General features: G+C 63.6%; 11 protein-coding genes. 5 read left to right on the forward strand and 6 right to left on the reverse strand.

The genetic code is table 11. From position 1 onward, the window contains the following. Positions 1 to 52: 52 nt before the first annotated feature. Genes prpC through HNO53_RS14845 form a run of 3 tightly spaced genes read right to left on the reverse strand, consistent with a single transcriptional unit; the run spans position 53 to position 2,862 of the window. On the reverse strand, positions 53 to 1,180 hold the full coding sequence (gene prpC, locus HNO53_RS14835) for a bifunctional 2-methylcitrate synthase/citrate synthase (protein WP_209473358.1): 1,128 nt from the start codon (positions 1,178 to 1,180) through the stop codon (positions 53 to 55). A 49-nt stretch (positions 1,181 to 1,229) separates the two neighbouring features. After that, the gene (gene prpB, locus HNO53_RS14840) at positions 1,230 to 2,120 is read right to left on the reverse strand and encodes a methylisocitrate lyase (RefSeq protein ID WP_209473360.1); all 891 of its coding nucleotides are present in this window, start codon (positions 2,118 to 2,120) and stop codon (positions 1,230 to 1,232) included. A 31-nt stretch (positions 2,121 to 2,151) separates the two neighbouring features. After that, complete coding sequence (locus HNO53_RS14845; RefSeq protein ID WP_209473362.1) at positions 2,152 to 2,862, reverse strand: GntR family transcriptional regulator; 711 nt, start codon at positions 2,860 to 2,862, stop codon at positions 2,152 to 2,154. Between the two features lie 235 nt (positions 2,863 to 3,097). Here HNO53_RS14845 and pabB point away from each other — a divergent pair, with 235 nt between their 5' ends. Together pabB and HNO53_RS14855 are read left to right on the forward strand one after the other, a co-directional pair. Further along, positions 3,098 to 4,477: an aminodeoxychorismate synthase component I gene (gene pabB / locus HNO53_RS14850; protein WP_209473364.1), complete on the forward strand. Its 1,380-nt coding sequence runs from the start codon at positions 3,098 to 3,100 to the stop codon at positions 4,475 to 4,477. Positions 4,478 to 4,592: 115 nt separating this feature from the next. Next, complete coding sequence (locus tag HNO53_RS14855) at positions 4,593 to 5,210, forward strand: phosphoadenosine phosphosulfate reductase domain-containing protein (protein WP_209473366.1); 618 nt, start codon at positions 4,593 to 4,595, stop codon at positions 5,208 to 5,210. A gap of 100 nt (positions 5,211 to 5,310) precedes the next feature. Here HNO53_RS14855 and cysB read toward each other — a convergent pair whose 3' ends face one another. Further along, positions 5,311 to 6,282 (reverse strand): HTH-type transcriptional regulator CysB, encoded by a 972-nt coding sequence (cysB, locus tag HNO53_RS14860; RefSeq protein ID WP_209473368.1) that lies wholly within the window; start codon positions 6,280 to 6,282, stop codon positions 5,311 to 5,313. 284 nt (positions 6,283 to 6,566) lie between these two features. Here cysB and trxA point away from each other — a divergent pair, with 284 nt between their 5' ends. Then, complete coding sequence (gene trxA / locus HNO53_RS14865) at positions 6,567 to 6,890, forward strand: thioredoxin (RefSeq protein ID WP_197447954.1); 324 nt, start codon at positions 6,567 to 6,569, stop codon at positions 6,888 to 6,890. Positions 6,891 to 6,907: 17 nt separating this feature from the next. Here the strand turns inward: trxA and HNO53_RS14870 are convergent, their stop codons facing one another. Continuing rightward, positions 6,908 to 8,068, reverse strand: a complete 1,161-nt coding sequence (locus HNO53_RS14870) for an AI-2E family transporter (protein WP_209473370.1) — start codon at positions 8,066 to 8,068, stop codon at positions 6,908 to 6,910. Between the two features lie 176 nt (positions 8,069 to 8,244). On the opposite strand from HNO53_RS14870, the gene HNO53_RS14875 reads away from it, so the two are divergent. Next, positions 8,245 to 9,009 carry an SIMPL domain-containing protein gene (locus tag HNO53_RS14875; protein ID WP_209473372.1) on the forward strand — a complete coding sequence of 255 codons (765 nt, stop codon included), beginning with the start codon at positions 8,245 to 8,247 and terminating at the stop codon, positions 9,007 to 9,009. Here the strand turns inward: HNO53_RS14875 and serS are convergent. After that, positions 8,987 to 10,276: a serine--tRNA ligase gene (gene serS, locus HNO53_RS14880; protein ID WP_209473374.1), complete on the reverse strand. Its 1,290-nt coding sequence runs from the start codon at positions 10,274 to 10,276 to the stop codon at positions 8,987 to 8,989. The two genes, HNO53_RS14875 and serS, sit on opposite strands and share 23 nt — an antisense overlap. Before the next feature lie 180 nt (positions 10,277 to 10,456). Between serS and HNO53_RS14885 the strand changes: the two genes are divergently transcribed. Beyond that, the gene (locus tag HNO53_RS14885) at positions 10,457 to 13,690 is read left to right on the forward strand and encodes an FAD-binding and (Fe-S)-binding domain-containing protein (RefSeq protein WP_209473376.1); all 3,234 of its coding nucleotides are present in this window, start codon (positions 10,457 to 10,459) and stop codon (positions 13,688 to 13,690) included. Positions 13,691 to 13,707: the final 17 nt, after the last annotated feature.

Below are 13,707 nucleotides of genomic sequence, written 5' to 3' on the forward strand. Positions count from 1 at the left end.
GGGTAAAGCAGCGTAAAAGGCGGCCCTCAGGCCGCCTTGGATCGGTGGAAGCTCAGTCGCGCTCCTCGATCGGCACCCACTCGCTCTTCTCCGGGCCGATATAGTCGGCGCTGGGGCGAATGATGCGGTTGTTGGCACGCTGCTCGAAGACATGGGCACACCAGCCGGTCACGCGCGAGCAGACGAAGATCGGCGTGAACAGCTTGGTCGGGATGTCCATGAAGTGGTAGGCGCTGGCGTGGAAGAAGTCGGCGTTGCAGAACAGCTTCTTCTCGCGCCACATCACCGCCTCGACGCGCTCGGAAACCGGATAGAGCACCGTATCGCCCACGTCCTCGGCCAGTTTCTTCGACCACTCCTTGATAATGGCGTTGCGCGGGTCGGACTCGCGATAGATCGCATGGCCGAAGCCCATGATCTTCTCCTTGCGCTCGAGCATGCCCATAATCTCGCGCTCGGCCTCCTCCGGCGACTGCCAGTTCTCGATCATGTCCATGGCCGCCTCGTTGGCACCGCCGTGCAGCGGGCCACGCAGCGAGCCGATGGCACCGGTCACGCAGGAGTGCATGTCGGAGAGGGTCGAGGCACACACCCGAGCGGTGAAGGTCGAGGCATTGAATTCGTGCTCGGCATACAAGATCAGCGAGACGTTCATCACCCGAGCGTGAAGCTCTGACGGTGCCTCACCGCGCAGCAGATGCAGGAAGTGAGCGCCCACCGACTCGTCGTCGGTCTCGGTCTCGATGCGCACGCCGTCGTGGCTATAACGGTACCAGTAACAGATGATCGAAGGCAGCACGGCGAGCAGTCGGTCGGAGACGTCCTGCTGCTCATCGAAGCTCTCCTCGGTCTCGAGGTTGCCAAGCATCGAGGCGCCGGTGCGCATCACGTCCATGGGATGGGCACTGGCCGGAATCTGCTCGAGCACGGTCTTGAGCGCTGCCGGCAGGCCACGCAGCCCCTTGAGCTTGCTGACGTAGGCATCGAGCTCGGCCTGGTTGGGCAGCTTGCCCTTGAGCAGCAGGTAGGCCACTTCCTCGAAGCGCGCCTTCTCGGCCAGCTCCTTGATATCGAAGCCGCGATAGGTCAGGCCGGAACCGGTCTTGCCGACGGTACACAGGGCCGTACTGCCGGCGCTCTGGCCGCGCAGGCCGGCACCACCGATGGGTTTGTCTGACATGTCGTGTCTCCTTGATATGGCGTGTTGTTGTCGGCGTGACGGGTCGGACTCAGGTGTCCGCGCCTTTTTCGGCAAATAGTGCATCGAGCTTCTGCTCGAAAGCGTGGTAATTGAGGAAGTCGTATAGTTCGTCGCGGGTCTGCATCAGCTCGACCACGTCACGCTGATGGCCGTTGTCGTGGATGCTCTGGTAGACCTTGAGGGCTGCAGCATTCATGGCGCGGAAGGCCGACAGGGGATAGAGCACCATGCGACAGCCCACCTCGGCTAGCTCCTGCTGGCTGAACAGCGGCGTGGCGCCGAACTCGGTGATGTTGGCCAGAATCGGTGCATCGACTCGCTCGCAGAAGGCGCGGTAATCGTCCAAGGTATGCACCGCCTCGGCGAAGATGGCATCGGCCCCCGCCTCGATGCAGGCATTGGCACGGTCGATGGCGGCGTCCAGCCCCTCCTTCTGGAAGGCATCGGTACGCGCAATCAGGTAGAAGTCAGCGTCGATGCGTGCGTCGGCAGCCGCCTTGATGCGATCGACCATCTCCTGCCTGGAAACGATCTCCTTGTTGGGGCGGTGCCCGCAGCGCTTCTGCGCCACCTGATCCTCGAGGTGCACGGCAGCCACACCGGCACGCTGTATCTCCTTGACGGTGCGGGCGATGTTGAAGGCTCCGCCCCAGCCGGTGTCGATATCCACCAGCAGCGGCAGGTCGGTGGCGCCACAGATGCGGTGCGCGTCCTGGACCACGTCATTCATGGTAGTCATGCCCAGGTCGGGCAGGCCGAACGAGGCGTTGGCCACGCCGCCGCCGGAAAGGTATATCGCCTGGTGACCGACCCGCTCGGCCATCATCGCGGTGTAGGCGTTGATGGTGCCGACGATGGGCAGCGGACGATTGGCTTCGAGGGCGGCACGGAAACGAGCGCCGGGGGTGGGTTGCGTCATGGTAGGTTCCTCTGTGATCTTTTCGCTGGCCTCAAGCGGTCGCCTCGGCCTGCTCCTTGAGAATCTCGGCATAGCGGTCGGCCACGTTGGCCCGCGAGGCGCTGACGTGGCGGCGCATCAGCAACTCGGCCAACTCGGCATCGCCCGCTTCGATGGCATCGACGATGCGATGGTGTTCGACGAAGGCGCGCTGAGGCCGGGTGCCGCTGGCACTGAACTGGGTGCGATAGAGCCTGACCAGGTAGTAGAGGTCGTCGCACAGCATCGTCATCAGCATGCGATTATGGCTGCCTAGGACGATGCGGTAGTGGAAGTCCAGGTCGCCCTCGCGCTGATAGTAGGCCTCGCCGCTCTTGAGGTCGGATTGACGCTCATGCAGCGCCAGCACTTCGCGCAAGCCGGCGATTTCCTCGCGGGTCATGTGCTCGGCGGCAAGTCGAGCTGCCATGCTCTCGAGCGCCTCGCGCACATCGAACAGCTCGAGCAGCTCTTTCATCGACAGCTTGACCACCCGCGCCCCGACGTGCGGCACGCGCTCGATCAGGCGGTGAGCTTCCAGGCGGCGCATTGCCTCGCGCAGTGGACCGCGGGAAATTCCGTAGGCCTTCGACAGGCCTGGCTCGGTGATCTTGCTGCCCGGTGCCAGTTCGCCGCGGACGATGGCGTCCTGCAGCTGGTGAAAAACCCGTTCAGCCAAGGTCCGGACTTCAGGAGAGGTTTGTTCTGGAGCAGCTGAGTTCATGATAATTGTCGACAATTGGGGAATAAAGTGACTTTAGACATTGCTTTCCCGTCGGTCAACCACCCATTTACTGGGATGCGCTACGCCTTTGGTTGTAAGCTCTGGGAAAAGCATCTTACTTGCTGTCGACAATCTTGACAGCATTGGTGAAAAAAACCGTTAGCAGACCAACGCCTCTCACGACAAAATACACTCTGCCCCCTAGAATGGATGGCCGGTTCTGAAAGGCCCCCTCATGAAAGCCAGACTTCACATTACTCCACTCCCCTATCAGGACGATCCGATCGTCTATTTTGGAGCGCTGCGTCAACGTCCGGGAGCCGTTCTCCTCGATAGCGGAAGACCCGTCGCCTCCGGCGGACGTTACGACATCATCTCGAGTGACCCCGTGTCGCTGCTGTACGTCGACGAGCAAGGCAGCGTTCGGGTCGACGGCATCGTTTGCGAGCAACCCAATCCCTTCGTCTCCCAGCAGGCGTTGCTGGACAGCCTCGCTCTCGAACTCCCCGACAGCGATCTGCCTTTCCTCGGAGGTCTGATCGGTTACTGGGGCTACGACCTTGGGCGGGCGCTGGAGCCGGTAGGAGCTACCACAAACCATACGGTGGGTCTGCCCTCCAGCCGCACCGGGCTCTACGACTGGGCCTTGATCCAGGATCATCGCCAGAAGGAGAGCTGGCTGGTCGCCACGCATGCGAGGCGTGAGCAGGTCTTGGGCTGGCTGCACTCACCCGCTTTCACGGGCCCCGAATTTCAGTTGCAGTCTCCCTTCGCCGGAGAAATGGACCGGGCCGGCTACGCCCGCCGCTTCGCCGCCGTGCAGGAATACATTCGCGCTGGCGACTGCTATCAGATCAATCTGGCGCAGCGCTTCAGCGCACCCTATGTCGGCGATCTATGGTCGGCCTATTTGCGCCTTCGCAAGGCAACGCCGACTCCGTTTGCCGGCTACATGGCGTGGCCATCGGACCGGGGTGAACAAGCCATCCTGTCGCTCTCCCCGGAGCGATTCCTGTACTGCCGGAGCGACGGTCATGTCGAAACACGACCGATCAAGGGCACCCGTCCGCGCGGGGCCACGCCGGAGGAGGACCGGCATCTGGCCGAGGCGCTGAAGGCCAGCCCCAAGGACCGTGCCGAGAACGTGATGATCGTCGATCTGCTGCGCAACGATTTGGGTCGGGTATGCCGGCCCGGAAGCGTGCGCGTGCCGCAACTGTGCGGTCTGGAAAGCTATGCCAACGTGCATCACCTCGTCAGCGTCGTGTGCGGTGAACTGGAGGCGGGGCGACGCCCTCTGGACCTGTTGGCAGCCGCCTTTCCCGGCGGCTCGATCACCGGGGCGCCCAAGGTGCGAGCGATGCAGATCATCGACGAGCTGGAACCGAGCCGTCGCAGCGTTTACTGCGGCAGCCTCGGTTTTGTCGACGTACGTGGCAACATGGATACCTCGATCGCCATTCGCACGGCAATGGCCGACGGTGAACGCCTCCACCTGTGGGGCGGCGGCGGGCTGGTAGCCGACTCCGAGGTCGAGGCAGAGTACGTCGAGACGCTGGACAAGATTCGCCATCTCATGGCGGCACTGGGCGAGACAAAGCACGAACTGGAATAAGAAGAGAAATTTTTCTCTCTTTTGGATATATCAATCCAATGAAACGATATTGGGGGCCGATCCGCTGCCTTTGTTAGGGTATGGGCATGATGCCATCAACGACCCTGGAGCCCCCATGGCAGACCTCGACGCGATCAATCAAGAACTCGGCAACGACCCGGATGCGCTGATTCGCTGGGCCCTGGAGCAAGGCCAGCGCCCCATCGTCACGACCAATTTTCGCCCCTTCGAAGCCGTGATTCTGCACATGGTGACGCGCCACCAGCCCTCGATCCCGGTGGTGTGGATGGACCATGGCTACAACACGGAAGCGACGTATCGCTTTGCCGATGCGCTGGTCCAGCGACTCGACCTCAACCTCATCACCTACCTGCCGAAGCGCACCCGGGCGCACCGCGAGGCGGTGGAAGGCCCCATGCCGAGCATCGATGACCCGCGTCATGAGGCTTTCACGCGTGAAGTCAAGCTGGAGCCATTCGAGCGTGCGCTGCGCGAGATGGCGCCGGACGTCTGGTTCACTGCGCTACGCGCCGAGGATACTCCAGAGCGCGCCCGTATGGCGCCCCTCAGCAAGAACGCCGATGGTCTGCTCAAGGTCTCGCCGTTGCTGGGCTGGAGCGCCAAGGACATGTACCAGTACCTGCAGCTGCACAACCTGCCCAACGAGTTCGACTACTTTGATCCCACCAAGGTGGAAGAGAAGCGCGAGTGCGGGCTTCACCTGCAGCATTAAGCCTGATGGCAAAGTTGCTGCGGATCGCAAGGGGGGGGGCGAGTGAAAACTTGCCCCCCTTTACATTCTCGCGATGGACCGCTCTGGCAAAACGACTTTCCTAGCGCACCGGCAACTCGATGTGCTCGAACAGCTCGGCCTCGTGGCGTGGCCCGGCAGCTAGCGCCGCATCGACCAGGTCGCGTTCGAGGTGGCTGGCAAAACCCTTGACGAAGTCGTACATGTAGCCGCGCATGAAGGTGCCGCGACGAATGCCGATCTTGGTCACCGAGCTTTCGAACAGATGGCCCGCTTCGAGCGCGACCAGATCGTCGTCGAGCTCGGGGTCGTAGGCCATGTGCGCCACGATGCCGACCCCCAGGCCGAGCCTGACGTAGGTCTTGATCACGTCGGCATCGGCGGCGGTGAGCACCACGTTGGGCGTGAGTCCCTTGGCCCGGAAGGCGTCGTCGAGCTGTGAGCGGCCGGTGAAACCGAATACATAGGTCACGATCGGCTGCTCGGCCAGGCGCTCGAGGGTCAGCCCGCCACTCTCCGCCAAAGCGTGGCCCCGCGGCACCAGCACACAGCGGTTCCAGCGATAGCAAGGCAGCAGCACCAGGTCGGTGAACAGCTCCAGCGACTCGGTGCAGATCGCAAAATCGGCCATTCCATCGCTGACCATCTGGGCAATCTGCTTGGGCGTTCCCTGCTGCATATGCAGAGCGACATCGGGATACTTGCCAGTGAACTCACTGATTACCGGCGGCAGCGCGTAGCGCGCCTGGGTATGGGTCGTGGCAATGGAGAGGCTTCCCCGGCGTTCGTCACTGTGCTCCTGGGCCACCTGCTTGATGTTGTCGGTGAGACGCAGCACCTGGCCGGCCAGCTCGACGATGGACTCGCCGGCCGGAGTGACCCGGGTCAGATGCTTGCCGCTGCGGGCGAAAATTTCTACGCCCAACTCATCTTCCAGCAAACGTATCTGCTTGGAAATGCCGGGCTGCGAAGTGAACAGGCTCTGAGCCGTCGCCGACACATTGAGGTTGTGGCGGGTCACTTCCCAGACGTAGCGTAGTTGCTGTAGCTTCATGATCGACTTGGCTCCCTTACGCCCGGCAAGACAGAGGCAATGGTGATTAGACAACGCTGGCTAATCACGAAATAGCATAACGTTTAACACGTATTCAGGCCATGGGATCGATGCAAACGGAGCAGCTGGGTATTGCACATGAGATGACGGCGCTTCGCATCACGAGGCAGATCATTGCCTGCCATTTGCCAGACACCCGGTCGGCGGCTAACATCTGCCGACCGGACATGCCGATGCATGTCACCTGATCCGCTCGATGTAGCGCAACGTAACTGGAGATTCACATGGCCAATAACGTCGATGTCACCAATGCCAACTTCGAGCAGGAAGTCCTCAAGGCAGAGCAACCCGTGCTGCTGAAATTCTGGGCGCCCTGGTGCGGCCCCTGCAAGGTCATGGCCCCGGTGATCGACGAGGTTGCCGAAGAACGCTCCGACAGCCTCAAGGTCGTCAGCATCAATGTCGACGATGCCCCCGAGATCGCTGCCGAGCAGGGCGTGCGAGGCGTTCCCACCGTCATGCTGTTCAAGTCGGGCTCAAAGGTCGCTTCCCTGGTTGGCGCCCAGTCAAAGTCGCAGCTGGTACAGTTCATCGACCAGAACGCCTGAGACGACGGGACCAGACATCATCGTACGCGCCGCCCCGGCTTTGGCCGGGGCGCTTGCGTTTCAGGAGGGAGCGGGCCCGGCTCTGCGTCGAGCGGGAGCGACCTCACTTCATCGACCATCTCATCGGCAAACGGCCGCTTGCCCGGTCCCAGCAGGTCGGCAATCCAGCGCGTCTGCGGGTGACTGTCCAGGGCGATCTTGAGGGTCATGGTCAACACCACCGAGAGCAGCATACCGACCACACCCAGCAGCCAACCCCAGACCACCAGCGAAAGGAAGGCGACGAAGGCGGAGAGTCCCAGCGCGCGGCCCATCAGGCGAGGCTCCACCAGATTGCCGAGAACGAAATTGATGACCAGGTAGGCCATGGCCAGTGTGAAAGCCTGCAACAAGCCACCGTCCTGGGCCACCAGCAGCAGCAGAACCGGCGGCAGGGCGGCAATGGCCGAACCGATGTTGGGGATGTAGTTGAGAGCAAAGGCCAGCACGCCCCATAGCAGCGGAAACCCCACCCCCGTCACCAGACAGGCCAGCCATGCCATGACTCCGGTGAGCAAGCTGACGAATGTCTTGACCGCAAGGTAGCGCTTGAGCGTCTGACTGAACTCGTGGAAACGTTGCAGGCTGGCTTCCGGATTGTCGAGCGCCTGCGCCACCTTGCGCCGAAAGTTCAGCGTCTCGAACAGCATGAAGATGACCAGCAGCGCGACGACCACGCTCTGCATCAACAGGTTGCCCAGCCCTCCCAGAAAAGCGGTGAGCCACCCGTCCTCGTCCTCGGGCTCGACCAGGCCGGCCAGCGTATCGGGATTGATGGCCAAACCCATGGCAGCCAGGCTGTCGAGTATGTTGAGGTAGTGCTCGTAGAGGCGGCCTTCGATTCCCGGTAGTGCCTCGATGAAGGTGCCGAAGGCATTGACCACCAGCAGGCCGATCAGCGAGAGAAAGCCGCCGATCACCAGCAGGGTCACCACCACCGCCGTACGCAGCCCAAGGCCGCAGCGGTGGAGCCAGTGCACCGGAGACGTGCAGATCACGGCAATGAACAACCCAAGCAGGATCGGGACGATCAGGTCGGCTCCGGCATGAATGCCGGCAATGATCACCACCAGCGCCGCCAGGGCCAGCGTCAAGGTGAGCGGGCGACCGTATCGCACGTTGTCATCGCGGTTAAGCATGCCATCTATCCCTGGTTGGCGTGTCCTGCTTATCATGACCCTTAGCGGGCGAGCACACAAACCTGCCGACACGATGACGATGGAATCCGATACCTTCCGTCATGGGCAGGCACCCTCAGCCCAGTCTGACGCGATCTCGCGTAATTTCGCATGCTTAACGCAAGGAGGCCTACCCAATGCCCTCGATTCGTCTTCATTACCTGCTGCTGGGAGGCCTGTTGGCCGCGATCCCCCTCTCTGCGGCTGCCACCACGAACGAAGAATCCCGCGCCAAATTGGATGTGCAGGCCGAAGCCCAGCTCGACGTGGCGCCGGATCGCGCGACGCTGAGTGCGAGGCTGTGGGAGCGTACGCCGGCCGTGGCACGCCACGACGACGATACCGACCCCGACGCCCTGCGTCAGGCGCGTGATCGACTGGAGGAGCGCGCCGCCTCCCTGATCGCCGCGCTGGAGGAAGCCGGTGTGAAGCGGGACGACATCAGCGCCGGCTCGCTCAGCGTGCAGCCCGAGTATGTTCCCGCCCCGCGGCGCAGCGACGCCGATCAGGAAATGCTGATGCGCACCCGGCTCGAGCGCCCCTTCCAGGTCCGCGTCGACGACCTGGAACGCCTACCGCGCTTGCTCGACGCCCTGACTGCGGCCGGGGTCAACGTCATGGATGGCATCAGCTACGACCTCGCAGATCGCGATGCCGCCACCGACGAGGCACTGGTCATGGCGCTGGAGAAGGCTCGCCACAAGGCCGAGCTGATGGCGCGCACGATGAACGTCACGCTGGGATCGGTGGTATCGATCAGCGAAACGCGCTCTCCCGTTTACCAGCCGCGCATGATGGCAATGAGCGCTGACGCCAGAGAGAGCGCAGGTCAGGCAGAATACCGTCCCGGCACTATCGTCATCGAGGCGGGCGTCAGCGTCAGCTGGGAGATCGAGAATTGAGGGTGGTGACGCCGCCCAGGTAGGGGCGAAGCGCCTCGGGTACGGTGATGGAGCCGTCGGCGTTCTGGTGGTTCTCCATCACCGCGATGAGGCAGCGCCCTACCGCCAGGCCCGAACCGTTGAGGGTATGCAACAGCTGGGGTTTCTTCTGCTCGGGATGGCGGAAACGCGCCTGCATGCGCCGTGCCTGGAAGTCCTCGCAGTTGGAGACCGAGGAGATCTCGCGGTAGGTCTGCTGGCTCGGCAGCCACACTTCGAGATCGTAGGTCTTGGCCGCGCCGAAGCCCATGTCGCCGGTACATAGCGTGACCACCCGGTAGGGCAGCTCCAGCGCCTGTAGAATTGCCTCGGCGTGGCCGCGCATCTCTTCGAGCGCCGCGTAGCTTTTCTCGGGCTCGACCAATTGCACCATTTCGACCTTGTCGAACTGGTGTTGACGAATCATGCCGCGGGTGTCGCGGCCGTGGGAGCCCGCCTCACTGCGAAAACACGGCGTATGGGCGGTAAGCTTGAGCGGCAGAGCCTTGTGCTCGATGATCTCGTCACGGGCGAAGTTTGTCAGCGGTACCTCGGCAGTGGGGATCAGGTGATAGCGGCGCTCGTCGTCCAGCCGGAACAGATCCTCGCCGAACTTGGGTAACTGTCCGGTGCCGAACAGCGAGGCCTCGTTGACCATGTAAGGGACGTAGCACTCCTCGTAGCCGTGCTCGAGGGTCTGCTTGTCGAGCATGAACTGCGCCAGCGCCCGGTGCAGGCGGGCGATCTGTCCACGCATCACGGCAAAGCGCGAGCCGGTCAGCTTGACGGCGAGTTCGAAGTCCAGCTCTCCCTTGAGCGCGCCGAGGTCGACATGATCGCGCACCTCGAAGTCATATTCCCGCGGCGTACCCCAGCGGTGCAGCTCGACGTTATCCTCCTCGCTCTCCCCCGCCGGCACGCTGTCGTGGGGCAGGTTGGGAATGCCACTGGCCAGCGCCTCCCACGCCTCCTGTACTTCCGCCAGTTGACGCTTGGCGGCATCGAGGCGGTCGCCGAGATCACTCACCTCGTCGAGCAGCGGCTTAATGTCCTCGCCGGATGCCTTGGCCTTGCCGATCGCCTTGGAGCGGGTGTTGCGCTCGTTCTGCAGGGACTCGGTCTCAGTCTGCAACTCGCGACGCCGGGTCTCCAGCGCCTCGAGTCGCTCGGTGTCGAGGGCGAAACCCCGTTTGGCCAATCGTTGGGCAACCGTATCGAGGTCGCTGCGCAGCAGTTTGGGATCGAGCATGGCATCCGGTCCGTAACAGTCGGTGAATCGGAAAATCGAGCCGTCCATTGTAGGCAAAAGGCCTTGAGGGCGCCACGCGCTCACGGCCCGGGATGCGCACCACCGCCCTCTCGCGGTAAAGTAGCGTCACCCCTGCCGCCCTGCTCTTCGGCGGCATCAAACGACCGAATACGACTAGCCATGATCGCCAGACTGGACACCGCCGCCTCTCCCGTCATTGAGGGTCTGGGCGCGCACTACCTGCGTTTTCTCGAGGCACTGAAGGCCGCCGGGTTCGAGGGTGAGATCGCGCCCGACTACGCCAGCCGCACGGTGCTGGCCACTGACAACTCCATCTACCAGCGCCTGCCCCAGGCGGCGCTGTTTCCGCGTCACGCCGAGGATCTCGAGCACATCGCGCGGCTTGCCGCCGCCCCCGCGCATCGCCAGGTGATCCTCACGCCCCGCGGCGGCGGTACCGGCACCAACGGCCAGTCGCTCACCGACGGCCTGGTGGTGGATGTATCACGGCACATGAACAAGATTCTCGAGATCGACGTCGAGAAGCGCCGGGTACGCGTCCAGGCCGGCGTGGTCAAGGATCAGCTCAACGCGGCGTTGAAGCCTCATGGGCTGTTCTTCGCCCCCGACCTCTCAACCTCCAACCGCGCTACCATCGGCGGCATGATCTCCACCGACGCCAGCGGACAGGGCAGCTGCGAGTACGGCAAGACCCGCGATCATGTGCTCGAGCTCGACACCGTGCTGCTAGGCGGTGAGCGGCTGGTCAGCCGCCCGGTTGACGAAACAGAGCTGGAGGCGCTACGCCATCATTGCGGCGTGATCGGCGACGCCTACCGTACCGCCCAAGAGATCATCGACACCCAGCGCGAGCTGATCGCGGCCAAGTTCCCGCCGCTCAACCGCTGCCTGACCGGCTACGATCTGGCGCATCTCAGAGACACGGAAGGTCGTCTCGACATGAACAGCCTGCTGTGCGGTTCCGAGGGTTCGCTCGGACTGCTCAACGAGGCCGTGCTCAACGTGCTGCCGATTCCCGGACACTCGACCCTGGTCAACGTGCGCTACGCCGGTTTCATGGACGCCCTGCGCGACGCCAAGGCCTTGATGGGGTCTGAGGCGAAACCCACCTCCATCGAGACGGTGGATGACAGGGTGCTTTTGTTGGCTATGGAGGACTTCGTCTGGGACAGCGTGGCGGAGTTCTTTCCCAGTGAGGCGGCCGTCAACCCTGGCGAGGGCGATACCGCAACGGCCGAACGCCAGACGGTGGCCATTCGCGGCATCAATCTGATCGAGTTCAACGACGACGACCCCGAGCGGCTCGCCCAACGAGTCGCCACCTTCTGCCGCCATCTGGAAGCGGATGAGAGCGTGCCGCGCCTCGGCTACACCCTGGCCGAGGGTCGCACTCAGATCCAGCAGGTCTACGGCATGCGCAAGCGCGCGGTAGGCCTGCTGGGCAATGCCAGGGTCGACGAGAAGGGCGAGAAGCGCCCGATCCCCTTCGTCGAGGACACCGCGGTGCCGCCGGAGCACCTCGCCGACTTCATCGGTGAGTTCCGCGCCGCGCTGGACGCCCGCGGACTCAGCTACGGCATGTTCGGCCACGTCGATGCCGGTGTGCTGCACGTGCGACCGGCCATCGACATGAAGGATCCGCAGCAGGAGCGGCTGATCCGCGAAGTCTCCGATGAGGTCGCCGAGCTGACCCACAAGTATGGCGGTCTGCTATGGGGCGAGCACGGCAAGGGCGTGCGCTCCGAGTACGCGCCCAGGTTCTTCGGCGAACTCTACCCCAGCCTGCAGCGGGTCAAGGCCGCCTTCGACCCGCACAATCAGCTGAACCCGGGCAAGATTGCCACGCCGCTTCCTGTTTCCACCCCACCCGAAACCGTGGGGAGCCTGCCCGACGCCGCGGCAGCCTCCGCGGAGGAGCCGGTGAAGTGGGTAGACCCGGGGCTGCTGACCATCGACGGCGTGCCCACCCGCGGCCAGCTCGACCGCCAGATCGACGAGCGCGTGTGGCAGGCCCATGCCGCCACGGTGTACTGCAACGGCAATGGCGCCTGCTACAACTACGACCCCGACGACGCCATGTGCCCCTCATGGAAGGCGACCCGCGATCGCATCCACTCGCCCAAGGGTCGCGCCAGCCTCGTTCGCGAGTGGCTGCGCCTGCAGGGCAACGCCGGGGTCGACCTGGTGGAACAAGCACAGCAGCAGCGCCACGAGGGGGTCTGGGACTTTCTCAAGCGCCTGCCAACTCGGGTGCGCAACACCTGGCGCCGCCGCGACGAGGCCGATTTCTCCCATGAGGTCTACGACGCCATGGCGGGCTGCCTGGCCTGCAAGTCCTGCGCCGGACAGTGCCCGGTAAAGGTCAACGTACCGGACTCGCGCTCGCAGTTCCTAGAGGCGTACCACGGCCGCTACCTGCGTCCGCTGCGCGACTACCTGATCGGCGGCATGGAGTTCTTCGTGCCCTATCTCGCCCACGCCGCGCCGTTGTACAACGCCGCGCTGAATCAGCGCCTGGTGGACCGGCTATTGACGCAGCACATCGGCCTGGTCGACAGCCCCCGTCTCTCGCGCGCACGGCTGGCCAAGCAGCTGCGTGCCTGGGGCGTCGCCGAGGCCACGCCGATCTCGCTGGGCCTGCTAAGCGAGGCGCAGAAGGCCAGAAGCATGGTGATCGTACAGGACGCCTTCTCCAGCCACTTCGAAGCCGAACTGGTGATGGACATCATCGAGCTGCTCTCGCGTCTGGACATCAAGGTCTTCGTCGCCCCCTATACGGCCAACGGCAAGCCACTGCACGTGCAGGGTTTCCTCGGTGCTTTCGAGCGCACGGCAGCGAAGCAGGCCCGGCGGTTGCGCGCCCTGGCCGAGTTCGGTGTGCCGCTGGTGGGTATCGACCCGGCCATGACCCTCACCTATCGCCAGGAATACGTGAAGGCGCTGGGACCCGGTGCCGTGCCCGAAGTGCTGATGCTGCAGGAGTGGCTGGTGGCCCAGGGCCAGCGCCTGGTGCCTCCAGCCCTCGCCCAGGAGCTCAAGAAACTCGACGACCCCGACTTCCGTCTGCTCTCACACTGCACCGAGAAGACCAACGCCCCGGGCAGTCCCAAGGCGTGGCAGCAGGTCTTCGCCGCTTTCGGTTTCGAGCTGGAACTCGTCGCCACCGGCTGCTGTGGCATGTCCGGCACCTACGGCCACGAGGCGCGTAACCTCGAGACCTCCAGAACCATCTACGCGCAGTCGTGGCAGCCGGTGGTGGAAGACAAGGCGAACCAGGGCCGGATGTTGGCCACCGGCTACTCCTGCCGCAGCCAGGCCAAGCGACTCTCCGATCAGGCCTTGCCGCACCCGCTGCAGGGGCTGCTCAGCCACCTGCGTCAGCTAAGTTGGTAGACGAGCAAGGCCGGCGA

The organism is Billgrantia antri, from assembly GCF_017868935.1.
Taxonomy (GTDB): Bacteria; Pseudomonadota; Gammaproteobacteria; order Pseudomonadales; family Halomonadaceae; genus Halomonas; species Halomonas antri.

Bases quoted from the DNA above. Each gene is read 5' to 3' on its own strand.
- trxA (WP_197447954.1), top strand. From the start codon at position 6,567: ATGGCCAATAACGTCGATGTCACCAATGCCAACTTCGAGCAGGAAGTC.
- prpC (WP_209473358.1), bottom strand. From the start codon at position 1,180: ATGTCAGACAAACCCATCGGTGGTGCCGGCCTGCGCGGCCAGAGCGCC.
- HNO53_RS14845 (WP_209473362.1), bottom strand. From the start codon at position 2,862: ATGAACTCAGCTGCTCCAGAACAAACCTCTCCTGAAGTCCGGACCTTG.
- HNO53_RS14855 (WP_209473366.1), top strand. From the start codon at position 4,593: ATGGCAGACCTCGACGCGATCAATCAAGAACTCGGCAACGACCCGGAT.
- serS (WP_209473374.1), bottom strand. From the start codon at position 10,276: ATGCTCGATCCCAAACTGCTGCGCAGCGACCTCGATACGGTTGCCCAA.
- HNO53_RS14875 (WP_209473372.1), top strand. From the start codon at position 8,245: ATGCCCTCGATTCGTCTTCATTACCTGCTGCTGGGAGGCCTGTTGGCC.
- pabB (WP_209473364.1), top strand. From the start codon at position 3,098: ATGAAAGCCAGACTTCACATTACTCCACTCCCCTATCAGGACGATCCG.
- cysB (WP_209473368.1), bottom strand. From the start codon at position 6,282: ATGAAGCTACAGCAACTACGCTACGTCTGGGAAGTGACCCGCCACAAC.
- HNO53_RS14870 (WP_209473370.1), bottom strand. From the start codon at position 8,068: ATGCTTAACCGCGATGACAACGTGCGATACGGTCGCCCGCTCACCTTG.
- HNO53_RS14885 (WP_209473376.1), top strand. From the start codon at position 10,457: ATGATCGCCAGACTGGACACCGCCGCCTCTCCCGTCATTGAGGGTCTG.
- prpB (WP_209473360.1), bottom strand. From the start codon at position 2,120: ATGACGCAACCCACCCCCGGCGCTCGTTTCCGTGCCGCCCTCGAAGCC.